We start from the raw sequence: 21,019 nt of genomic DNA on the forward strand, positions 1-21,019 counted from the left end.
AAGACCGATTGGTCTTATACCCCTTTGCCGCTGGGCCATTCCGACGCCAGCTTGGGTTCCGCCTCCAGGTGGGTCAGGCCGTTCCAGCACAGATTCACCAGGTGCGCGGCCACCACTTCCTTGGACGGTGACCGCTCGTCCAGCCACCAGGTGGCGGCGGTCGCGACCATGCCTACCAGCGCTTGCGCATACAAAGTGGCGAGACTGGTGTCGAATCCGCGGCTCTCGAAATCCTCGGCGAGGATGTGCGCCACCTGATTCACCGCCTCGTTCAGCAGACTCGAGTAGGTGCCCACCGCCGCCGACACCGGCTGATCGCGCATGAGGATGCGGAAGCCGTCGGTGCGCTCCTCCATATAGGTGAGCAACGCCAGCGCCACCTGCTCCAGCCGCACCCGCGACCGGTTCTGGGTGAGCGATGCGGTGATCATTTCGAGCAGCGTGGACATCTCCCGATCCACCACGACGGCATACAAACCCTCCTTGCCGCCGAAGTGTTCGTACACCACAGGTTTCGAGACCTGCGCGCGCTGCGCGATCTCCTCGATGGAGGTGGCGTCGTACCCGCGCTCCGCGAAGAGCGCCCGCCCGATCTCGATCAGCTGCTGCCTGCGCTGGGTACCGGTCATGCGCGGGCGTGATGGCTTGCTCGCCTCACCCGTAGTCATCGCCTCGCGCCTCCCTGCGTCCCAGTTATGGACCACTAACTGTTCCAGATATGTCCGCCCCGAGCGCGTCGGGGACCACTCGCTCTCTTAGTTCGCAAACGCAACAACTGATTTAGCACGATCTGGGTAACTCCTGGGGTACCCCCAGAACCCGGCCACGTCGCCGACCGCCGGCCCGCGACGAAACTTGCGGGGATCGTTAGCGAGCGGCAAAAGACGCGGAGAGGCGGATAAGCTCTGGTTCGACTCAGAGGGATCATTTATGCGAGGATCGACCCGCAGATCGCTGCAATCCGCCGTGGTGTAATGGCAGCACCTCTGATTTTGGTTCAGATAGTTCAGGTTCGAGTCCTGGCGGCGGAGCTTGCGAGCGGGGTCACTATCGTTGCTCCCGCACATCGCTGCCCACCCGTGTGGCCCAGCACAACCAGCACTCAGCACGATGACCCGGCAGCCGAGGGAGATCCATGCCACAGCAGACCGCCGTCGTCGTTCTCGCCGCCGGAGCCGGAACTCGAATGCGGTCCAAGACACCCAAGGTGTTGCACCCGCTGGCCGGCCGCAGCATGCTCGCGCACGCGCTGCATGCGGCGAACGAGATCGACCCGGTACACCTGATCACCGTCGTGGGACATGATCGCGAACAAGTCGAGACCGCCGTCGGTAAAGAGGCCGCGGAACTCGGCCGCGAGATCGTCCTGGCGGTTCAGGAGGAACAGCTCGGCACCGGGCACGCCGTGCAGTGCGCGCTCACCGTGGTGCCCGAGGATTTCACCGGGAACCTGCTCGTCACCTACGCCGATGTGCCGCTGCTCGACGGGCACACCCTGCACGCGCTGCTCGACGAGCACCGCAGCTACTCCGACGGTTCGGCCGTCACCGTGCTCACCTTCGTCCCGGACGATCCGAATGGCTACGGCCGCATCGTCCGCAATGAAGAGGGGCAGGTGCTCGAGATCGTCGAGCACGCCGACGCCACCCCCGCGCAGGCCGCGATCACCGAGGTCAACTCGGGCGTCTACGTCTTCGACGCCGCCGTGCTGCGCACCATGCTCTCCCGCATCGACACCGCCAATGCCCGGCATGAGCTGTACCTCACCGATGTGCTGAAGCTGGCCCGCGAGGCCGGGCATCCCGTGCACGGCGCGCGCCTGCTCGATTCCGCCAAGGTCACCGGCGTGAACGATCGGGTGCAGCTGGCCGGGGCCGCCCGCACGCTGAACCGCTACATCGTGGAACGGCATATGCGGGCCGGGGTCACCATCATGGATCCGGCCACCACGTGGATCGACGGCGGCGTCACCATCGGCCGCGACGCGGTCATCCGCCCGGGCGTACAACTGTTGGGCGACACCGTGATCGGTGAGGACGCCGAGATCGGACCGGACACCACGCTGACCGACGTGAACGTCGGCGACGGCGCGAAGGTGATCCGCAGTCACGCCGAGAAGGCCGCCATCGGACCCGGCGCGAATATCGGCCCCTTCGCCTATCTGCGGCCCGGCACCATTGTCGGCGAGGCCGGCAAGCTGGGCGCGTTCGTGGAGACCAAGAACGCGAACATCGGCGCGCACTCCAAGGTCCCGCACCTCACCTATGTGGGCGATGCCACCATCGGCGAGCACAGCAACATCGGCGCTTCGAGCGTTTTCGTCAATTACGACGGCGTCAAGAAGCACCACACCGTGGTCGGCTCCCATGTGCGAACGGGGAGTGACACGATGTTTGTCGCGCCGATAACGGTGGGTGACGGTTCGTATACCGCAGCGGGTACTGTGCTGCGTAGAAATGTTCCGCCGGGGGCTTTGGCCGTGTCCGGTGGGGCACAGCGCAATCTCGAGGGCTGGGTGCAACGCAACCGGCCCGGCACCGACGCCGCCCACGCGGCAGAAGCGGCCCTCGCGGCCGCCGAGATGTCCAATCAGGCTAACGAGCAAAAGGACGGCGAACGTCAGTGACCGCGTTCTCTACCGAAAACCATAAGAATCTGATGTTGTTCTCGGGACGCGCTCATCCAGAGCTCGCCGAGGCGGTGGCCAAGGAACTCAACGTCCACGTCACCCCGCAGACCGCACGCGACTTCGCGAACGGCGAGACCTTCGTCCGATTCGAGGAATCGGTACGTGGCTCGGATGCCTTCGTTCTGCAGAGCTTCCCCGCCCCGCTGAACCAGTGGGTCATGGAGCACCTGATCATGATCGACGCGCTCAAGCGCGGTTCGGCCAAGCGCATCACCTCGGTGCTGCCGTTCTACCCCTACGCCCGCCAGGACAAGAAGCACCGCGGCCGCGAGCCCATCTCCGCTCGCCTGATCGCCGACCTGCTCAAGACCGCCGGCGTCGACCGCATCATCACCATCGACCTGCACACCGATCAGATCCAGGGCTTCTTCGACGGCCCGGTCGATCACATGCACGCGCAGGTGCAGCTGGCCGAGCACATTCGCCTCAACTACGACCTGACCAATATCACGGTCGTCTCCCCCGACGCGGGCCGCGTGAAGGTGGCCGAGAAGTGGGCCAACTCGCTCGCCGACGCGCCGCTGGCCTTCATCCACAAGACCCGGGATCCGCTGGTGCCCAACCAGACCGTGGCCAACCGCGTGGTCGGTGAGGTCGAGGGCCGCACCTGCATCCTGATCGACGACATGATCGACACCGGTGGCACCATCGCCGGTGCCGTGCGCGTCCTCAAGGAGGCCGGCGCGGGCGATGTGGTCATTGCCGCCACCCACGGCATCCTCAGCGATCCGGCCGCCGAGCGGCTGGCGAACTGTGGGGCCAAGGAGGTCGTGGTCACCAATACGCTCCCCATCGAGGAGTCCAAGAAGTTCCCGACGCTGACCGTGCTGTCGATCGCCCCGCTGCTGGCGATGACCATCCGCGAGGTGTTCGAAAACGGTTCCGTCACCGGGCTTTTCAACGGTAACGCGTAGTTACCCAAGTTTTTCGGGAAGCACCCTCGCCGATCGGCGGGGGTGCTTTTCGTTAGGCGACTTGCCATGCTTTTGGTGTGAAAAGCACGGCAATGGGTAGCCAGGGCTGGTGTCAGCGGTAGCGTTGCAGGCGTACTGAGCGGTTTGCTCATGGTGTGCGCTCCAGCGCGGAGAGGCGGTGCCATATGGACGATCGACCGGGCAATGACGACGAGCAGCTCATGGACGAGGTCTTCGACACCGACGATATCGAGGACTTGGACCTGGACCTCGGCGATGACGACCAGGCCGATGAGGTCCGCGAATACGAGCGCTACATCAGCGACCCACCCGATGACCTGGTGATCCGCAATCGCGAGAACGACGACGACGGCCGCCTGGGCATCGACGCCGAACTCGACCAGGAATGGACCCGCCGCCGCGGCCGCGACGAGCGCAAGGCCGAGGACGACCGCCCCGCCGAACTCGCCGCCATGGAGATCGTGGACGAACCCGGCGACTGACGCCGACGCCCGGCAGCGATAACCTCTAGCCATGTCGGACTTCAGCGGATTCCCGCTCGCCGGACTCGACTTCTACGAGGATCTCGAGGCCGACAACTCCAAGGCCTTCTGGAACGCCAACAAGAGCACCTGGGAGACCGCGGTACGCGACCCGATGAAGGCGCTCGCCGCCGAATTGGAAGGCGACTTCGGACCCGGCAAAATCTTCCGGCCGTACCGGGACGTGCGATTCTCCAAGGACAAGACGCCCTATAAGACGCATCAGGGCTTCGTCGTGCACACCGCCCAGACCGCCGGCTGGTATGTGTCGATCGGGGCGGGCGGACTGTTCGTGGGCGGCGGGTTGTATGCCGCCGCACCCGACCAACTGACCGCGCTGCGCGTGGCAATCGACACCGAGGTGCGCGGGACCGAGCTGGAAGGGCTGCTGGCACAGCTGGTTTCGGCCGGATACACGATCGGCGGGGACAAGCTCAAGACCAAGCCCAAGGGCTATTCGATCGACCATCCGCGCATCGAACTGCTGCGCCACCGATCCATCACCGTCGGAAGAGAATTCGGCGCACCCAAATGGCTGACCACGCCGCGCGCCGCCAAGGAGGTGCGGGCGGCGTGGGAGGAAATGCGGCCACTGGTGGAATGGCTGTCCGCCGTCACCGCACAGAAGTGAATCGCCGCGCTCCGATACGGAACGCGGCGACTCCGAGGACGAGGCCGTAAATCTAGCGGCGTTCCGCCAGGACCAGGGCGAACCGGTCGTCCGGATCGGTCCACACCCGCTCGGTCGCGAAACCGGCTGCGGCCAGCTCGGATTCGAGGCCCTCGCGGCGGAACTTGGCGGAGATCTCGGTGCGTAGCTGCTCACCGGCCGCGAACTCGACGGTCAGATCGAGCTCCGCGATGGTGACGGTCATGGCCTCGGCGGCTTCCAGGCGCATCTCGATCCACTCGTTCTCCGCGTCCCACAGGGCGACGTGCGCGAACTTCTCGGGGTCGAAATTCGCATTGAGCCGGGCATTCAGGACATGCAGCACATTGCGATTGAACTCCGCGGTGACACCGGCGGCATCGTCGTACGCGGGCACCAGCACCGCCGGATCGATGACCAGGCCCGCGCCGAGCAGCAATTGCTCACCCGGCTCCAGCACGTCCCGAATGCCGCCGAGGAATGCCGCCCGCTCCTGCGGCACCAAATTCCCGATGGTGCCACCCAGGAAGGCGATCATGCGCCGCCCGCCGCCGGGCAGGTTATCCAGCGTGGCGGTGAAATCGCTGACCACGCCGTGCACGCCCAGCCCCGGGAACTCCGACGCCACCTCCTCCGCCGATGCGCTCAGGGCCGCCACCGAGACATCCTGCGGCACATAGGTCTTCAATGGCCCGCCGGAAGTGAGCGCCTGCAAGAGCAACCGCGTCTTCGCCGCCGACCCGGCCCCGAGCTCGACCAGCACCTCGGCCTGCGCGACCTGAGCGATCTCCCCCACGACCCGCTCCAACAGCGCCCGTTCGGTCCGAGTCGGGTAGTACTCCGGCAGCTCGGTGATCTTCTCGAACAGCTCGCTCCCGCGCGCATCGTAGAACCACTTGGGTGGCAACGTCTTCGGCTCGGCGGTCAGCCCGGCTCGCACATCCTCGCGCAACGCGGCCGTCAAATCCTCGTCGGTCAAATGAATCTCGAGCGTTGCCTGAGTCATGAAAATGCCCTCTCGTTCTCAGAAAAATTGCCGCTGGCGTCTGGAGGTTCCACAGCCAGCGGTTCCACGATCAGCCGCCCCGGGCGCACCACCACCAACTGCCGGTCCGCAATGGGCCGCCAGCGGGGATCGTCGTCATACGGTTCCGAAGCGACCACCGCGAGGTCGTCGGCGACCAGCACCGATAAGGAGTGATGCCGGGTGGTGGCCCACACCGTTTCCCCATCCCCCACCAGCAGATTCAGCCGCGCCTTCGGCGATCGCTCCAGCACCGCCGCGACAACCCGTCGCAGCGCGGTGCCCGGATCGGTCCCGTCTTCGAGCAGAACGCGCAGGATCACCCACAGCGTCGCCGAATCCGTCAGTGATTCCGCCTCCAGGAGCGAAGGCGAACCGAATTGCGCCGCAATGGCCGTCAGCGTCTCGCGCCAGTCCGGGATCGCGCCATTGTGACTGAAGGCCCAGCGGCCGTGCGTGAACGGCGCGCAGGCCGCACGCTCCACCGGCATGCCGACCGTAGCGGAGCGAATGGCCGCCAGCACCGCGGTCGAATGCAGTTGCGGCAGCACCTCATCGACGGCCGGATCGGTCCAGATCGGCGAGGCGTTGCGATAGCGGCTGACCACCGGAGGTCCCGCGGTGGTCTGGGGCGGACCGGTCTCGGCCTCGTCCGGATCGGAACCCATGCCGCCGTGCCAGCGGACACCGGAGCCGTGTTCCGGGGTTGCCTCGGCGGGTGGAGCCCACCAGGCGACGCCGAAGCCATCGGCATTGATGGTTCCGCCGCCGCGCATTTCGCGCGGAGCCCAGGATTGGGAACGCAGCGAATGCGTGCCCCGCGTGAGGAGTTCGCCCACGGAGGCCGGGGGCCCGAGGTAGGCGAGGTGGCGGCACATCAGCGCTCCTCCGGGGTCAGGTCTCGGGCCAGTCGGAAGCCGGAGAAGATCTGGCGGCGGACAGGGTGGTCCCAGTTGCGGAAGGTGCCCCGCGCAGCGACCTCGTCCGCGCCGAAGGAGCCGCCTCGCAGGACCTTGTAGTCGCCGCCGAAGAAGACCTCGGAGTATTCGCGGTAGGGGAAGGGGCGGAAGCCCGGATAAGGCTCGAAACCCGAAGCCGTCCACTCCCAGACGTCACCGATCAGTTGGTGGACGCCCGAAGGGGAGGCACCGGCCGGGTACGCGCCGACGTCGGCGGGTTCCAGATGGTGCTGGCCCAGATTGGCGGTCCGGGTGTCCGGATCGGCGTCGCCCCACGGGAAGCGGCGGGACCGACCCGTCGCCGGATCGTGGCGGGCGGCCTTCTCCCATTCGGCCTCGGTGGGGAGGCGTTTGCCCGCCCAATTGGCGTAGGCCTCGGCCTCGAACCAGCCGACGTGGACCACCGGCTGGTTCGGTCGCAGGGGTTGCATGGTGCCGAAAACCCTTCGCCACCAATGGCCGCCGCCATCCCGCTCCCAGAATTGGGGGGAGGTGAGATCGGCCTCGATACGGTGCGCCCAGCCGTGCTCGGACCAGAGCTCGGGGCGGTCGTAGCCGCCGTCGGCGAGGAACGCCAGGTACTGCTCATTGGTGATCGGTGCGGCATCGATGGCGTAACCGGGAACGAAGACGGGGTGTGCGGGACGCTCATTGTCCAAGGCCCACGGGTCGGTATCGGTGCCCATGATGAATTCGCCTGCGGGGATGACGATCTCACCGCGCGCCGGGACCAGGGCGGCGGGTGCGGGCGGGGCCGACAGCACCGCTTCGCCCGTGCGCAGCTGGTGGGTGGCCAGCATGGTCTCGTCGTGCTGCTGTTCGTGCTGGGCGATCATGCCGAAGGCAAAGCCATCCGTGACGAGGCCGTCACCGTGTAATGGGCTGCGCTCCAGCACATCCCACACCTTTTCCCGCACGGTGCCGACATAGTCGCGCGCCTGCGTCGGATCCAGCAGCGGCAGCGCGGGCCGATCCACCCGGGCGTGCTTGAACGCGTCGTACAGTTCGTCGATATCCGATCGGACCGCGTCCCGCCCGCCCACATCGCGCACCAGCCACAGCTCTTCCTGGTTCCCGATATGCGCGAGATCCCACACCAGCGGGCTCATGATCCGCGAATGCTGCGCCACCAGTTCGGCCTCATCCAGGCATTCGGTCAGGCCCAAGGTCCGCCGACGGGCGCGCTCCAGCGACTGCGCGATCCGCTCGCGCAGTCGCTCGGTCTCGCTTCTATCGGTCCCGGGCACATGCTGAATGGTCATGACAGAACTCCGAATTCGAGTGAACAGTTCATGCGTCGCCTCCTGCTCGGAGGTCTTCTGTGGGCGTGCGACCGCTACGACATCGCTCGGCGGCGGCCTCCAATTCCTTGGTGGCGGTAGGGGTTGCGGCATGCGCGGCGGCCAGCTCGAGCAAGGCCACCGCGGCCGCGCGAATTTCGAGATCGGCCAGACCGTGGCGAGCGGCCTCGGACCACCGATAGGAGGTCGGGGCCGCCAGCGCGGTGGCCTCGGCGACCACGGCGGGCGTGGACATGAGGGCGTCGATGGCGTGCACCGGCACCGACCAGGTGTCGCCGGGCTGGGCATCGAGGTAGCGCACTTCGAGATGACCGGAGGCGCGCACCGGGGGGAAAATGGTGGTCAGGTGATAGTCGAGGTCGGCGCGATCGGGCCTGCGGTCGATCTCGTCATCGAGTGCACCGCAGAGCCAGTCCGCGAAAGTCGCACCGGGCGGGGCGGTCCAGTCCTCGCCGTCGGAGCGGACGCACATCAGCGGCACGTCCAGCGCCCAGCGGGCATAGCTGGTGATCGGATCCTGCCAATCGTGCACGGGCGGCCGGGTGCGCAGATGATCGAGGCGCAGCCAGGCCCGCATGCGCTGCGACGCCCATTCGCCGGGTGGGGCGCTGTGCAGCGTGGGTGAGCAGGCGAAGGCCGCGAGCAGGGCCGGGCCGATGGCGTAGAGGGCGTTCCAGCGGGCCGCGATTTCGGCGGGATCCCGGCCCGCGTCCACGCTCACCTGGGCGGCGGCCGTATTGCACATCATGAGTGCGCCGAAGGGGCCGATCCCGGCGAAGGATTGCTCCATGGCGCGATAGCGCGGCAGCTGCAGGAGTCGTCGCGGCGCGCGATGCGCGTCGGCGGAGGCGGAGAAGGTGGTGATCGAACGGGATTCGAGCAGTTCTGCCAGGCGGGCCGCGTCGATGAGCAGGCTCTCGCACAGTTCGGCGGCGGAGCCGAACGGGGAACTGGAAAGTTCGATCTGACCGCCGGGTTCGATGGTGACCCGGCTTCCTCCCGGCAATGGATCGGCCGGGGAATCAGGAGAAATGGACCGTGGCGCATACGATCCGAGTGCGTCCGCGAGCACCGTGAGGTCCGGACGCGAAGCCGGGGCCGAAGGCTCGTATTGCGCAGTGAGCCACTCCAGTTCGGCACCGATCAGCATCGGTGGACCCTGCTTGAAACAGACCTTGCCTATGTACGCTTCGGCAGCCGCCCGCGAGGAGAACTCGGATCCGGGTGCGTGCTCGGCACGACCGGCCCGAGCAGCCTCGGATAAATCAGGCGCGGCTACCGTGGAGCGCACCGCGCCGGTAGTGGATACCGTGACCGCCATGCCAACCTCCGCTCACCGAATCGCGGCTCGGTCGAGCAGCGACCCAAACCAGGGTAACGACAGACCATGACAAAAAATCTGACGAATTGGAGAACACCTCAACCTCTATGGTCGATTCCATGCTGAACATCGCGACGTTGCGGGCCGATACTCCCGGATGCGAAAACCAGGTATTCCTCGACAGCGCGGGCTCCTCGCTCCCGCCGCGGATCGTCACCGACACGGCCATCGCCCACCTGCGCCGCGAAGCCGAGATCGGCGGCTATCGCGCCGCCAATGAGCGGCTCGCGGACCTGGCCGACGTGAAGACGGCCATCGGTCAGCTGATCAATGCCGACCCGTCCACGCTCGCGCTCAGTGACAGTGCCAGCCGCTCCTGGAGCGATTTCTTCTACTCGATCCCGCTCGCCCCCGGGGACCGCATTCTCATCTCCGGCGCGGACTACGCCAGCAATGCCATCGCCGCCCTGCAACGCGCCCGCCACACCGGGGCAACCGTCGAGCCCATCCCCAGCGACAGCAGCGGGCAACTCGACCTCGACGCCCTCGAGACCATGCTCGACGAACGCGTCAGAATCGTTTCGCTGGTGCATGTTCCGACCAATGGCGGCCTGGTGAACCCGGTCGCCGAGGCCGCCCGCATCGCCCACCGCGTCGGCGCGCTGGTGCTGCTCGACGCCTGCCAGTCCGCCGGGCAACTCCCCCTCGACGTCACCGAACTCGGCGTCGACGCGCTCTCGGCGACCGGCCGCAAATGGTTGCGCGGCCCGCGCGGCACCGGCTTCCTGTACCTGCGCCCCGAACTCGCCACCACAATGGAACCCGGCCGCCTCGACCTGCACAGCGCCGCCTGGACCGGCCCCGGCGAATACACCCTGGCGAGCGATGCCAGCCGCTTCGAATTCTGGGAATGCGATATCGCGGGCCGACTAGGCCTGGGCGCGGCCGTACGCTACCTGCTGGATCTCGGCCCCGCCCAGGTCTACGAGGCCATTGCCGACCGCGCCGAATACCTGCGCAAGTCCTTGCAGGAGATCCCCGGCGTCACCGTCCGCGACCGCGGTACCCAGCACGCGGGCATCGTCTCCTTCACCGTCGACGGCCTCACCCCGATCGAGGTCCGCGACCGCCTCGCACCCGAATCCATCACGGTCACGGTCAGTCACCGCGGCTCCACGCTGCTGGATATGACCGCCCGCGAACTGGATTCGGTGGTCCGAGCCTCACCGCACTGCTTCGTCAGCTTCGAGGATCTGGACCGCTTCACGGCCGCCGTGACCGCCCTCCGCTGAGGAAAATCGACTCCTAAACGCCCAAACGGGGTTAACAGGTGGGCATGGCTGCCGGATAGTGGAGATATTGGGCAGCGCTGGAGGAGTCGATCGTGAGTCGGTTCACCGAAGAGATGTATGCGACGGCGGAAGTATCGGAACGGGGGTTGGTGACCGGGGAACCGGATGCGCCGAAACGACAGACCTGGGGGGAAATTCATTCGATCGCCCGCCGCATGGCCGGTGGGCTGGCCGCGGCCGGAATCGGGCACGGGGACGCGGTGGGCGTGCTGGCGGGCATGCCGGTGGATATCGCGCCCGCCTGCCAGGCCGTGTGGATGCGGGGCGCGTCCATCACCATGCTGCATCAGCCGACCCCGCGCACCGACCTGCAGATGTGGGTGCACGACACCGAAACCGTGCTCGAGATGATCGAGGCCCGGGCCGTCATCCTGGGTGCGCCGTTCGAGGCCGCCGCACCCCTGCTGGCCGAGCGCGGCATCAACTTCGTGACCATCGACGCCATGCGCGAGGGCAGCGATACCGATCCGCTGCCCACCGGTGAGGACGATATCGCCTTGCAGCAGTTGACCTCCGGCTCCACCGGGTCACCCAAGGCGGTGCGGATCACGCACGGCAACTTCTTCGTGAACGCCTACGCCATGTTCGATCGAGTGAAATTCCAGCTCGACAATGATGTGATGATCAGCTGGCTGCCACTCTTCCACGATATGGGCATGGTCGGCTTCCTCAGCGTCCCCATGCAATTCGGTGCGGAGGTCGTGTGCGTGACGCCGCTGGACTTCCTCATGCGGCCGATACTGTGGGCCGAACTCATCTCCAAATATCGCGGGACAGTCACCGCCGCACCGAATTTCGCGTACTCGCTACTCGGCCGCAAACTGCGCAATGCCCCGGACGGCGCGTTCGATCTGAGCAGCGTGCGCTACATGTGGAACGGTGCGGAACCCGTCGACGCCGACACCATGGATGCCCTGGCCGTGGCCGGAAAACGCTTCGGGCTCAACCCGATGGCGCTCACTCCGGTCTATGGCATGGCCGAAACCACCCTCGCCGTCTCGATTCCGGATCCCAATCTCGGCCAGGTACTCGACATGGTCGACGCGGACCTGCTGGAAGCCCTGGGCAAGGCCGTACCGGTCCGGGATCCCGACCATCATCACGGCGGTGTCCGGCGGCTGCCCACACTCGGCTATCTGGTCGACAATCTGGAGGGCCGGGTCGTCGACACCGACCGGCATCCGATGCCGGTGCGCAGCGTGGGCGTGATCGAATTGCGCGGCCCCGCAGTCACTTCCGGCTATGTCACGGTGAACGGATTCAAATCCGCACAGGATGCCGACGGCTGGCTCGATACCGGCGATATCGGCTACTTCACCGAGGACGGCCTGGTCGTCGTGTGCGGCCGGATCAAGGACGTCATCATCATGGCGGGCCGCAATATCTACCCGACCGATATCGAGCGAGCGGCCCTGCGCATCAAGGGAGTTCGCCCCGGCAATGCGGTGGCGGTCCGGCTCGACGCCGGTCAGAAACGCGAAAGCTTCGCGGTGGTGGTGGAATCCAATGACCACCAGAATCCCGATGAGGTGAAACGCATCGAGCATGAGATCGTGCACGCGGTGTTCTCGGAGGTCGGGGTCCGCCCCCGCAGCGTGACGGTGCTCGGCCCCGGCGCACTGCCGAAGACCTCGTCCGGAAAGCTGCGCCGCTCGGCCACGGCGGCGCATCTGTCCTGAAACGCAGCTGTCCTGAGACTTAGTGCAATTGGTTCTGCGCGGGCTCCAAGCCCATGCTGAGCAGTAGCTCGACCGCGTCGGCGGCCTGTTCGACGATCACCGGAACCTCTTTGCGCTCCGGAGCCGAAAACGGCTTCAGCACATAGTCGGCCGGGTCCTGACGGCCCGGCGGACGGCCGATGCCGAAGCGCACCCGCAGGTAGTCCTTGGTGGTGAGCGCCTGGGAAATCGAGCGCAGGCCATTGTGCCCGCCCTCGCCGCCGCCGAGCTTCAAACGGATGGCCCCGAAGGGCAGATCGAGTTCGTCGTGCACGGCGATCACCTCGGAGGCGGGCATCGAGAAGAAGCGGGCCAGCGCGGCGACCGAGCGTCCGGACAGGTTCATATAGGTGCGCGGCTTGGCGATCAGCACCTTGCGCCCGTCCAGGCGCGCCTCGAGCAGGTCCGCGCCGGACTTCTTGTGCACGGTGAAACGGCCGCCGACGCGCTCCGCGAGCACATCGGCGACCATGAAACCGACATTGTGCCGGGTGCGCTCGTATTCGGGTCCTGGATTACCCAGTCCGACCACGAGCGCGGGCCCGGCCGTCGCTTCGGTCATTCCTGTGACTGAAAGTCGTTGGGAGACCGGTGATTACTCGGCAGCGCCTTCTTCGGAGGCGGCTTCGCCCTCGGACTCGGCAGCGGCGGCCGGGGCGGCGATGATGTTGACGATCAGCGCGTCCGGGTCACCGGCGAGCGTGACGCCGGCCGGCAGGGTGATGGTGCCGGCGGTGATCTGGGTACCGGGCTCGATGCCCTCGATGGAGACCTCGATGGTCTCGGGCAGCTTCATGGCGTCGGCCTCGATGGACAGGACGGTGGTCTCCTGGGTGATCAGGGTGCCGGTGGCGGCCTCGCCGACCAGGGTGATGTGCACGTCGGTGACGACCTTCTCACCGTGACGCACGAGCAGCAGGTCGGCGTGCTCGATGTAGCGACGCAGCGGGTGCACGACGACGGACTTGGTCATGGCCAGCTGCTTCTTGCCGGCGATGTCCAGGTTCAGGATGGCGTTGGTGCCGTGCTGACGCAGGATGGCGGCGAACTCACGGGCGTTGATGGCCAGGTGCTGCGGCTCTTCATTGTGGCCGTACAGCACGGCGGGAACGTTGCCGTCGCGGCGGGTACGGCGGGCGGCACCCTTACCGAACTCGGTGCGAACGAGGGCTTCGAGAAGGTTGGCATCAGACATGAGAGTCTCTCCTACGGCTGTTCCGGCAATGGTCTACATGCAAGTCAGGGGAAAACTCCGCCCTGACTCGAGTTCTTGGCTTGCTAGTCGGGCGAAGAACGAGCATGGACGACCGGAAGGCCGAGCCGCGTCGATCACGGTGGGCAACCTGGGTGCCACACCCTCGCCGAGACAACCTGAAGACTCTAACACGCAGCCTGATACCCCTTGAACCACCCCCCGCTTCAGGTTATGCGGCCGCGTCGACCTTGAAAGTGGTCGCGTAGCAGTCCACATAGGGACGGCCCGAGCGGCGAACCAGATCGGCCATCAGATCGTCGGTCGCCTTGCGGACGCCGAACTGATCGGCGGGCAGGAAATAACGCGGGCGGCCGAAGGAAATGCGCACCTTCGCGGGGCGCAGAAATCGGCGGTGCCGCGAGTTCACCTTATCGGTGCCGGACAGGACGACCGGAATCACGGGAGCCCCGGTCTGCATGGCCACCCGGATCACGCCGGTGCGCCCCCGATAGATCCGCCCGTCGGGCGAACGCGTGCCCTCCGGATGAATCCCCCACATGCCGCCCTCTTCCAGAATTCGCACGGCCGCCGCCAGGGAATCCGACCCGGCGGCCCCTCCGGTGCGATCCACGGGGACCTGTCCCGTCGCGGCCATCACCCACTTGTTGATCCGCCCCCGGATACCGCCCCCGGTGAAGTACTCCTGCTTGGCGATGAAGGTGAGACGGCGCGGCAGCACCAGGCACAGATACAGCGAATCGACCACGGCCAGATGGTTGGCGGCGATGATCACCGGGCCTTCGGCCGGAACATGCTGGAGTCCTTCGACTTTCGGCCTGCCGAGCAGTCTGAGCACCGGCCCGACCAATACATGCTTCAGCAGCCAGTACCACATGAAATTACCCTCCCGGAACGAACGCGTAGACACTGTCTACGTGTCTACACCACCAGGTAGACACTGTCTACAGACATCGGACAGAATGTCCGGCATGGATGTGGTCGTCGAGTCGCTGCGGGATCGGCTGGTGTCCGCGGGCGCGGAGATGCTGGAGACGGTGGGCGCGGCACAGCTCGGATTGCGGGCGATCGCCAGGGAAGCCGGGGTCTCACACGGTGCGCCCCGGCGCTATTTCCCCACCCACAATTCGCTGCTCGCGGCCATCGCGGCGCGGGGCTACCTCGACCTGCAAGCCGAATTCGATGCGTTGCAAGCGGATTCGCCGCGCGCCCGGCTGGAGCTGACCGGGCTGGCCTACGTGGATTTCGCGGTGCGGCGGCGGGAGATGTTCACCCTCATGTTCCGCCATGACCTCCTCGAAGGAGCCGGGGAGAACCTGCGCGAGACGATCACCCGGCCGATGTTCCGAAGCTGGCGCGCCCTGGTCGCCGAGTGCGCGGCCGATCCGCACGGCGAGCGCGCGCTGAGTCTGTGGACCAACCTGCACGGCATTGCCGTGGTGGTGGCCACTCGCAGCATCGAGGCGATCGCGCCGGGCACCGATACCCGCCGCCTGGTGGTCGGCGCGGTGGCCCAATACCTCGGAAGTCCCGCCTGACCGCCCGTCACGTACCCTGGGCAGGTTGCCTCGTCTGCACAAAAGGAGTCCCCCGTGAGTTCCCCGACCACCAGCGCGACCACCGCACCCACTTCAGGGCGGCTGGGCGACGAGGTGGCCCGGCGGCGCACCTTCGCGGTCATCTCGCATCCTGACGCCGGTAAATCCACGCTGACCGAAGCCCTGGCCTTGCACGCCAGGATGATTTCCGAGGCGGGCGCGATCCACGGCAAGGCCGGACGCAAGGCCACCGTCTCCGACTGGATGGAGATGGAGAAGGCGCGCGGTATCTCCGTCAGCTCCACGGCCCTGCAGTTCGAGTACGAGGACTGCGTCATCAATCTGGTGGACACTCCGGGCCACTCGGACTTCTCGGAGGACACCTACCGCGTGCTCACCGCGGTCGACGCCGCGGTCATGCTGATCGACGCGGCCAAGGGCCTGGAACCGCAGACGCTCAAGCTCTTCCAGGTGGCGCGCGATCGCGGCATCCCCGTCATCACCGTCATCAATAAGTGGGACCGGCCGGGCCAGGCCCCCCTCGAACTGCTCGATGAGATTCTCGAGCGCATCGGCCTCACCCCCACCCCGCTGTTCCTCCCGGTCGGTATTGCCGGAGACTTCCGCGGCCTGCTGCGTCGCGGCGAAGAGGGTGCGGCCACCGAATACATCCACTTCACCCGCACCGCGGGCGGCGCGACCATCGCCCCCGAAGAGAGCTACACCCCCGAGCAGGCCGAAGCGCGCGAAGGCGATGTGTGGCTGGAAGCCGTCGAGGAGAGCGAGCTGCTCTCCGCCGCCGGGCAGGACCACGATCAGGAACTGTTCCTGGCCGGGCAGACCTCACCGGTCATCTACGCCTCCGCCATGCTGAATTTCGGTGTGCGCCAGATCCTTCAGACCCTCATCGAACTCGCGCCGCCGCCGCACGGCCGCAAGGACGTGAACGGCAATGCCCGCGAGACCACGGATCCGTTCAGCGCGGTCGTGTTCAAGGTGCAGGCCGGTATGGACACCGCGCACCGCGACCGCCTCGCCTTCATGCGCATCGTCTCCGGTGAATTCGAGCGCGGCATGGTGGTGACGCACGCGCAGACCGGTCGCCCGTTCGCCACCAAGTACGCGCTGACCGTGTTCGGCCGCGAACGCACCACCGTCGAAACCGCCTATCCGGGCGATGTGATCGGCCTGGTCAACGCGACCGCGCTGGCCCCCGGCCACACCTTGTTCGTGGACAAGAAGGTGGAGTTCCCGCCGATTCCGTCCTTCGCGCCGGAGCACTTCGCGACCCTGCGCGCCCAGAGCGCGGGCAAGTACAAGCAGTTCCGCAAGGCCATCGACCAGCTCGACTCCGAGGGCGTGGTCCAGGTGCTGCGCAATGACATTCGCGGTGACGCCTCGCCCGTGCTGGCGGCCGTCGGTCCCATGCAGTTCGAGGTCGTGACCGCCCGCATGCAGGGTGAATACAATGTCGAAACCCAGCTCGACTTCCTGCCCTTCCAGCTGGCCCGCCGCACCGACGCCGAATCGGCCGAGGAGTTGAACCGCCAGCGCGGTGTGGAGGTCTTCACCCGGACCGACGGCGCGATCCTCGCGCTGTTCAGTGATAAGTGGCGCTTGCAGTACATCCAGAAGGAAATGCCCAAGCTGACCCTGGAACTCCTGGTCGCGGGTACCGACTAACCCAGCGTGCAATCAACCCAGCGTGCCCGAGGAATCGGGTTCGGTACGGGGGGTGTCGGCGGGGTCGCGGGCGATGAGTCCCCAGCGGCTCGACGTCAGTCGCAGGCTCGGTAGGTCCGAGAGGGAGAGCACCACTTCATAGGTGCGCTCGTACCCGGTGTGCGCGATCCGCCACTGCCCGTCATCGCAGAGAACGTATTCGTCGGTATAGAAGGCCGCCCCGCGCAGCAGCATATTGTGGCCGGGGATCAGGACCGTGTCTGCGAGGTACCAGGTGCCGGTGGCCGTCCCGCCGTCGACGTCGATTTCCGGGTGGTCGCAGCGATGTTCGGTGATGACGTGCGGGCCGAGCGTATTGCGCATGAAGGCCAGGAAGGCGTCGCGGGATTCGAACTGGAGGTACTCGCTATAAGTAGCGGTGGCCTCCGGAATCATGGTGTCGGCGAACTCCTCCCACGCCTTGGTGTCCAGGGCGCGCAAGTAGCGGAACTTCAGCCGGCTGATCGCGGCGACGGCATCGGAATCCATACCATCCACAATCCCATCAGGTATCGCTATCCCATGGGCATTGGCACAGATTTGTACCGGATCGCTATCAGCACCGCTAGCGATCGCTTGCGGGTCGCTCGAAACAACCAGCCAGCGATCGCTTGCGGTCGCTCGAAACAACCAGAACCGGTCAGTTGTTGATGCTGAAGCAGGTGTCGCAGAAGTCCTCGCCGAACTCGGTCAGCCGCAGGCTCTTTCGCACGATCTTGGGTACTCGCCCGGCCTTCTTGAGCGCCGTCTCCACCACGGGCTGCACTTCCAGGACCATGTAGCGCGAGAGCACCACCGGATCCTCGGAGGTCACGGTCAGGCCGAGACGGCTGAGGTTGATCAGATAGTTCCGGGCACGGTCCGGATAACGGACACCGGCCTGCTCGGGAACCGAGGTCAGATCGCCCGCCACCAGTTCCGAGCCGATGCCGAGCGGCCGGTTGGTGCGCACGTCGACCGTCGGCTGCGGGCCGCTCAGCGCCATGAAACGCAGGATGCGGGCCTCATCGGGGGCGAGTTGGTCGAGGATGCGGTCGTAGGCCGGATGCACATCCTCGGTGAAGTACACGTCCGCCGAGCGCGCGAGCAGTGCGTCGCCGCGCCGGCGCAGGTCATCGGTGGTGGCGGAGCGGACCAGGCTGCTGGTGGCGATGGACTGCTGCGGCGCGCCCACGGGAGTGGGCACATAGCTGACGATCTCCCGGACCGAACCCTCGGTGACGCCGAGCGCGCTGCGCGCGATGGACCGCAGCGCCGCCCCCGTACGCTCCGCGATATCGGCCGAGGATTCGCCGTCGAGCGCGGCCTGGGTGAGCTGTTTGGTGATCTCGAAGCTGGTGCCGACCGCCCACTGGCTGCCGCGTGCCACCGTTCCGACCGCGAGGCCGACCCCCCGGAACGCGCCCCGGATCAAGCGCGCCTCATTGCTGATCTGCCGCTGCTCCGCATCCGAACTGCGTTCCACGGCACGAGAACCCGGACGGACCACCTCGTGCCCGGTCCTGTCGTCTGCCACGTCCATCTCCGAAACTCGCCAGGTGAACCAACTGTTCACAGATTATTGCCGCCGACGGACGACCAGGCATGTCGCGAAAAGTTCCAGCGAACCTGCCAAGCCATGCGAAGGCTACCCCGTCCACGCCCTGCCACATGCGCCGAACATGACCCCCGACACTGGAAAAGCGCACGCGATCAGGATGTGGTCCCCGTCATTCTCGCGGTCGGGTCGTGAGAGAGGAACACTGGAGGTGACCACTGTGACCGAGATCTCCGACTCAGACAGTCTTCCGCTGGACTCCATTCGTAAACAGACAGTAAGGTCCGAGGCGCAGTTGGGGTGACAACGCCGGCGGCGTTAGCGTTGTGGCGGGTCGGCAGGAGGGTGTCGTGCTAGAAAGCGTCTTCGGAGTCCACCCGACAATATTGTTGGAATTGATCACGATTCCTCTGTTCACCGGTGTGATCGGCTACATCACCAACTGGACCGGCGTGCTCATGCTGTTCAAGCCGATCAAGTTCCACGGATTCCGGATGCCGGGCCTGGCCGCGCTGTTTCCCTTGCTTCCCAAGCGGATTCAGGTGCTGCCCTTGCTCCGGTACGACGGGCGGATGGGCTGGCAGGGCATCGTCCCGTCGCGTGCGGACAAGATGGCCAGCATCGCGGTGGACAAAGGATTGGCGAAACTCGGGAACGTCGCCGATTTCTATCGGGAACTCGAACCCGACAAGCTGGCTGAACACCTGACCGAAATTGCTGATCTTCAGATTCGCGACATCGTGGAAGACATTCTGCGACGCGAACATCCGCAACTTTGGTACAACCTCCCCAATGGCGTGCGCGAGATGGTGCATGCCCGGATCAAGCAGCAACTGCCCGACATTCTACGGGAACTCACCGACGAACTCGGCAACAACATCGATCAACTGCTGGACGTGAAGCAGATGGTCATTCGCTACTTCCAGGCCCGGCCGCAGTTGCTCAACAGCCTGTTCCAGGTGCTCGGGGCGAAGGAACTGCGATTCATGCAGAACTTCGGCTTCTACTTCGGCGCGCCCATGGGCCTGGTGCTGGTCGGACTGCTGCATTTGACCGGCTGGTCGCCACTGTTGTTGCTGCCGGTCGGCGGCATCGTGATCGGTTGGGTCGTCAACTGGGTCGGCATCAACCTGATCTTCGTGCCGTACTACCCGAAGTGGTACTGCCCGTGGCGGCAGGGACTGCTGATCAAGCGGCAGCCCGAGATCACCGAGGGCTACGCCGAGATGGTGGCCAGCCAGGTCATGACCATCGCCAATATCGGCGACGAGCTGCTCAATGGCCCGCGCTCGGACCGCACGCTGCAGATGCTGGCGGACACCCTCAAGCCCGCCGCGGACCGCGCGCTCGGCCCGGCTCGCTCGGTGGTGAAGTTCGCGCTCGGCAGCAACGAGTACGACTCGCTCTCGGCGTCGTTCACCTCCGAGGCCATGAACATCGCGCCGCTGGCCTTCGCCGACCCGGCCTTCAATGTGCGCCAGGGCAAGCAGGTTCAGGAGTTCATCGCCAAACAAATGTCGGCGCTGTCGCCTCCGGAGTTCGTGGACATGCTGCGATCGGCCATCAAACAAGATGAATGGCTTTTGTTCGTCCATGGCGGCGCGCTGGGGCTCTTCGCCGGTTACGCTCACCTCCTGATCTTCGGAACAGGAGTGGCTACGACATGGGTATGACCGAATCCGGCTCGGGCGACAGCGATCCCGCCGAGACCTCCACCGAACTCGTGGTGCGAGCGTCCGCGCCCTTGCCGGTGCAGGTCAGCCATACCCCACACAATCATGTCCAACAAACAGCCGGACCGGTCCGTACTGCGACCGGTGTTGTGCGAGTAGCCATGTCGGCCGCCGTCGAAGCGAGCATGTGGAGCCTGGGCACCGCGCTCGGCGTCACCTCGGTGGTGCTGCGCGGCAGCATGGCCGGGCACGCGCCCCGCGATATTCTCACCGAAGCCGGTGCGCAGGTGCGTCATTCGGTGCGGCAGGCGCTCGGCGTCACACCGCCGCAGGCCGCCGATGCCGCGCCCGAGGCCAGCCCCGCCACCGAGCTGCGCGCTCGCGGAGCCGAATTGCTGCGCCGCTCCGCCGATTTCCACGAGGCGGAGGACGACAGCAATCACCCCGCCTACGCGCGCATCCTGGGCGAACTCGCGCCCGACGAGGCGCGCATCATTCGCCACCTCTACCTCGACGGCCCGCAGCCCGCACTGGAGGTTCGCACCGGGCGCTACGCCACCGGCGGGGAGTTCAACCTGCTCGGCGATGATGCGGCCCTGCGCTACCCGAACCGGGTCGAGGACTACCTCACCAACCTGGACCGGCTCGGCCTCACCGACATCACCCGTGAGCCGCTCGGCAACCCCAATCGCTACCAGCTGCTGGAAGCGCTCCCCGACGTGCGGCGACTACTCAAGCGCACCAGCTTCGGCACCAAGGTGCTCTACCGCACCATCGAATTGACCTCGTTCGGTGCGGGATTCGTCCGCACCTGCCTACCCGTGCCGTCCCTGGACCAACAGGTCCTCGAACAGCACGGGTAGTTCC

20 protein-coding genes and 1 tRNA gene are annotated in these 21,019 nt (G+C 66.2%); 11 read left to right on the plus strand and 10 right to left on the minus strand.

Annotated features, from left to right (window positions below; genetic code table 11):
- Window positions 1-14: 14 nt before the first annotated feature.
- Window positions 15-629, minus strand: a complete 615-nt coding sequence (locus tag AB0N05_RS02215; protein WP_364687429.1) for a TetR/AcrR family transcriptional regulator — start codon at window positions 627-629, stop codon at window positions 15-17.
- Between the two features lie 331 nt (window positions 630-960).
- Between AB0N05_RS02215 and AB0N05_RS02220 the strand changes: the two genes are divergently transcribed.
- From AB0N05_RS02220 to AB0N05_RS02240, 5 genes are all read left to right on the plus strand, one after another.
- Window positions 961-1,031 (plus strand) — tRNA-Gln (locus AB0N05_RS02220).
- Window positions 1,032-1,135: 104 nt separating this feature from the next.
- Window positions 1,136-2,626: a bifunctional UDP-N-acetylglucosamine diphosphorylase/glucosamine-1-phosphate N-acetyltransferase GlmU gene (glmU, locus tag AB0N05_RS02225; RefSeq protein WP_364686414.1), complete on the plus strand. Its 1,491-nt coding sequence runs from the start codon at window positions 1,136-1,138 to the stop codon at window positions 2,624-2,626.
- Window positions 2,623-3,603 carry a ribose-phosphate diphosphokinase gene (locus AB0N05_RS02230; protein ID WP_364686417.1) on the plus strand — a complete coding sequence of 327 codons (981 nt, stop codon included), beginning with the start codon at window positions 2,623-2,625 and terminating at the stop codon, window positions 3,601-3,603. Before glmU ends, AB0N05_RS02230 begins: the two co-directional genes overlap by 4 nt.
- 185 nt (window positions 3,604-3,788) lie before the next feature.
- Window positions 3,789-4,106: a hypothetical protein gene (locus AB0N05_RS02235; RefSeq protein ID WP_364686420.1), complete on the plus strand. Its 318-nt coding sequence runs from the start codon at window positions 3,789-3,791 to the stop codon at window positions 4,104-4,106.
- A 31-nt stretch (window positions 4,107-4,137) separates the two neighbouring features.
- Window positions 4,138-4,776, plus strand: coding sequence for a DUF2461 domain-containing protein (locus AB0N05_RS02240; protein ID WP_364686423.1), 639 nt, complete (start codon window positions 4,138-4,140; stop codon window positions 4,774-4,776).
- Window positions 4,777-4,828: 52 nt separating this feature from the next.
- Here AB0N05_RS02240 and egtD read toward each other — a convergent pair whose 3' ends face one another.
- From egtD to egtA, 4 genes are read right to left on the minus strand one after another with little or no spacing between them, the layout of a single operon-like run.
- Window positions 4,829-5,800, minus strand: a complete 972-nt coding sequence (egtD, locus tag AB0N05_RS02245; protein WP_364686426.1) for an L-histidine N(alpha)-methyltransferase — start codon at window positions 5,798-5,800, stop codon at window positions 4,829-4,831.
- The gene (locus tag AB0N05_RS02250) at window positions 5,797-6,696 is read right to left on the minus strand and encodes a class II glutamine amidotransferase (RefSeq protein WP_364686429.1); all 900 of its coding nucleotides are present in this window, start codon (window positions 6,694-6,696) and stop codon (window positions 5,797-5,799) included. The genes egtD and AB0N05_RS02250 overlap by 4 nt, the downstream gene beginning before the upstream one ends.
- Window positions 6,696-8,039 (minus strand): ergothioneine biosynthesis protein EgtB, encoded by a 1,344-nt coding sequence (gene egtB / locus AB0N05_RS02255; RefSeq protein WP_364686432.1) that lies wholly within the window; start codon window positions 8,037-8,039, stop codon window positions 6,696-6,698. The genes AB0N05_RS02250 and egtB overlap by 1 nt, the downstream gene beginning before the upstream one ends.
- A gap of 28 nt (window positions 8,040-8,067) precedes the next feature.
- On the minus strand, window positions 8,068-9,399 hold the full coding sequence (egtA, locus tag AB0N05_RS02260; RefSeq protein ID WP_364686435.1) for an ergothioneine biosynthesis glutamate--cysteine ligase EgtA: 1,332 nt from the start codon (window positions 9,397-9,399) through the stop codon (window positions 8,068-8,070).
- A 119-nt stretch (window positions 9,400-9,518) separates the two neighbouring features.
- On the opposite strand from egtA, the gene AB0N05_RS02265 reads away from it, so the two are divergent.
- Window positions 9,519-10,691, plus strand: coding sequence for an aminotransferase class V-fold PLP-dependent enzyme (locus tag AB0N05_RS02265; RefSeq protein ID WP_364686438.1), 1,173 nt, complete (start codon window positions 9,519-9,521; stop codon window positions 10,689-10,691).
- A 92-nt stretch (window positions 10,692-10,783) separates the two neighbouring features.
- Window positions 10,784-12,430 (plus strand): fatty acyl-AMP ligase, encoded by a 1,647-nt coding sequence (locus AB0N05_RS02270; protein WP_364686441.1) that lies wholly within the window; start codon window positions 10,784-10,786, stop codon window positions 12,428-12,430.
- Window positions 12,431-12,449: 19 nt separating this feature from the next.
- On the opposite strand, the gene pth is transcribed toward AB0N05_RS02270, so the two are convergent.
- From pth to AB0N05_RS02285, 3 genes are all read right to left on the minus strand, one after another.
- Complete coding sequence (gene pth / locus AB0N05_RS02275; RefSeq protein WP_364686445.1) at window positions 12,450-13,031, minus strand: aminoacyl-tRNA hydrolase; 582 nt, start codon at window positions 13,029-13,031, stop codon at window positions 12,450-12,452.
- Between the two features lie 33 nt (window positions 13,032-13,064).
- The gene (locus tag AB0N05_RS02280) at window positions 13,065-13,664 is read right to left on the minus strand and encodes a 50S ribosomal protein L25/general stress protein Ctc (RefSeq protein WP_364686448.1); all 600 of its coding nucleotides are present in this window, start codon (window positions 13,662-13,664) and stop codon (window positions 13,065-13,067) included.
- Between the two features lie 229 nt (window positions 13,665-13,893).
- Window positions 13,894-14,559 (minus strand): lysophospholipid acyltransferase family protein, encoded by a 666-nt coding sequence (locus AB0N05_RS02285; RefSeq protein ID WP_364686451.1) that lies wholly within the window; start codon window positions 14,557-14,559, stop codon window positions 13,894-13,896.
- Between the two features lie 94 nt (window positions 14,560-14,653).
- Here AB0N05_RS02285 and AB0N05_RS02290 point away from each other — a divergent pair, with 94 nt between their 5' ends.
- Together AB0N05_RS02290 and AB0N05_RS02295 are read left to right on the plus strand one after the other, a co-directional pair.
- Window positions 14,654-15,220, plus strand: a complete 567-nt coding sequence (locus AB0N05_RS02290; protein ID WP_364686454.1) for a TetR/AcrR family transcriptional regulator — start codon at window positions 14,654-14,656, stop codon at window positions 15,218-15,220.
- Between the two features lie 102 nt (window positions 15,221-15,322).
- Window positions 15,323-16,903, plus strand: coding sequence for a peptide chain release factor 3 (locus AB0N05_RS02295; RefSeq protein ID WP_364687431.1), 1,581 nt, complete (start codon window positions 15,323-15,325; stop codon window positions 16,901-16,903).
- Between the two features lie 12 nt (window positions 16,904-16,915).
- On the opposite strand, the gene AB0N05_RS02300 is transcribed toward AB0N05_RS02295, so the two are convergent.
- Window positions 16,916-17,431 carry a nuclear transport factor 2 family protein gene (locus tag AB0N05_RS02300; RefSeq protein WP_364686457.1) on the minus strand — a complete coding sequence of 172 codons (516 nt, stop codon included), beginning with the start codon at window positions 17,429-17,431 and terminating at the stop codon, window positions 16,916-16,918.
- Between the two features lie 151 nt (window positions 17,432-17,582).
- Window positions 17,583-18,464 carry a DUF4393 domain-containing protein gene (locus tag AB0N05_RS02305; protein WP_364686460.1) on the minus strand — a complete coding sequence of 294 codons (882 nt, stop codon included), beginning with the start codon at window positions 18,462-18,464 and terminating at the stop codon, window positions 17,583-17,585.
- A gap of 410 nt (window positions 18,465-18,874) precedes the next feature.
- On the opposite strand from AB0N05_RS02305, the gene AB0N05_RS02310 reads away from it, so the two are divergent.
- Together AB0N05_RS02310 and AB0N05_RS02315 are read left to right on the plus strand one after the other, a co-directional pair.
- Window positions 18,875-20,152, plus strand: coding sequence for a hypothetical protein (locus AB0N05_RS02310; protein ID WP_364686463.1), 1,278 nt, complete (start codon window positions 18,875-18,877; stop codon window positions 20,150-20,152).
- A complete protein-coding gene (locus AB0N05_RS02315; protein WP_364686466.1) occupies window positions 20,143-21,015 on the plus strand; it encodes an Abi-alpha family protein in 873 nt (290 codons plus the stop codon). Before AB0N05_RS02310 ends, AB0N05_RS02315 begins: the two co-directional genes overlap by 10 nt.
- Window positions 21,016-21,019: the final 4 nt, after the last annotated feature.

This window comes from Nocardia sp. NPDC051030 (assembly GCF_040683015.1).
GTDB lineage: Bacteria > Actinomycetota > Actinomycetes > Mycobacteriales > Mycobacteriaceae > Nocardia.

What these genes read in the sequence shown, in the direction of transcription:
- AB0N05_RS02300 (WP_364686457.1), bottom strand. Translation starts at nt 17,431, where the DNA reads ATGGATTCCGATGCCGTCGCCGCGATCAGCCGGCTGAAGTTCCGCTAC.
- AB0N05_RS02290 (WP_364686454.1), top strand. Translation starts at nt 14,654, where the DNA reads ATGGATGTGGTCGTCGAGTCGCTGCGGGATCGGCTGGTGTCCGCGGGC.
- AB0N05_RS02280 (WP_364686448.1), bottom strand. Translation starts at nt 13,664, where the DNA reads ATGTCTGATGCCAACCTTCTCGAAGCCCTCGTTCGCACCGAGTTCGGT.
- pth (WP_364686445.1), bottom strand. Translation starts at nt 13,031, where the DNA reads ATGACCGAAGCGACGGCCGGGCCCGCGCTCGTGGTCGGACTGGGTAAT.
- glmU (WP_364686414.1), top strand. Translation starts at nt 1,136, where the DNA reads ATGCCACAGCAGACCGCCGTCGTCGTTCTCGCCGCCGGAGCCGGAACT.
- egtD (WP_364686426.1), bottom strand. Translation starts at nt 5,800, where the DNA reads ATGACTCAGGCAACGCTCGAGATTCATTTGACCGACGAGGATTTGACG.
- egtB (WP_364686432.1), bottom strand. Translation starts at nt 8,039, where the DNA reads ATGACCATTCAGCATGTGCCCGGGACCGATAGAAGCGAGACCGAGCGA.
- AB0N05_RS02315 (WP_364686466.1), top strand. Translation starts at nt 20,143, where the DNA reads ATGGGTATGACCGAATCCGGCTCGGGCGACAGCGATCCCGCCGAGACC.
- AB0N05_RS02285 (WP_364686451.1), bottom strand. Translation starts at nt 14,559, where the DNA reads ATGTGGTACTGGCTGCTGAAGCATGTATTGGTCGGGCCGGTGCTCAGA.
- AB0N05_RS02215 (WP_364687429.1), bottom strand. Translation starts at nt 629, where the DNA reads ATGACCGGTACCCAGCGCAGGCAGCAGCTGATCGAGATCGGGCGGGCG.
- AB0N05_RS02240 (WP_364686423.1), top strand. Translation starts at nt 4,138, where the DNA reads ATGTCGGACTTCAGCGGATTCCCGCTCGCCGGACTCGACTTCTACGAG.
- AB0N05_RS02265 (WP_364686438.1), top strand. Translation starts at nt 9,519, where the DNA reads ATGCTGAACATCGCGACGTTGCGGGCCGATACTCCCGGATGCGAAAAC.
- egtA (WP_364686435.1), bottom strand. Translation starts at nt 9,399, where the DNA reads ATGGCGGTCACGGTATCCACTACCGGCGCGGTGCGCTCCACGGTAGCC.
- AB0N05_RS02235 (WP_364686420.1), top strand. Translation starts at nt 3,789, where the DNA reads ATGGACGATCGACCGGGCAATGACGACGAGCAGCTCATGGACGAGGTC.
- AB0N05_RS02250 (WP_364686429.1), bottom strand. Translation starts at nt 6,696, where the DNA reads ATGTGCCGCCACCTCGCCTACCTCGGGCCCCCGGCCTCCGTGGGCGAA.
- AB0N05_RS02305 (WP_364686460.1), bottom strand. Translation starts at nt 18,464, where the DNA reads ATGGACGTGGCAGACGACAGGACCGGGCACGAGGTGGTCCGTCCGGGT.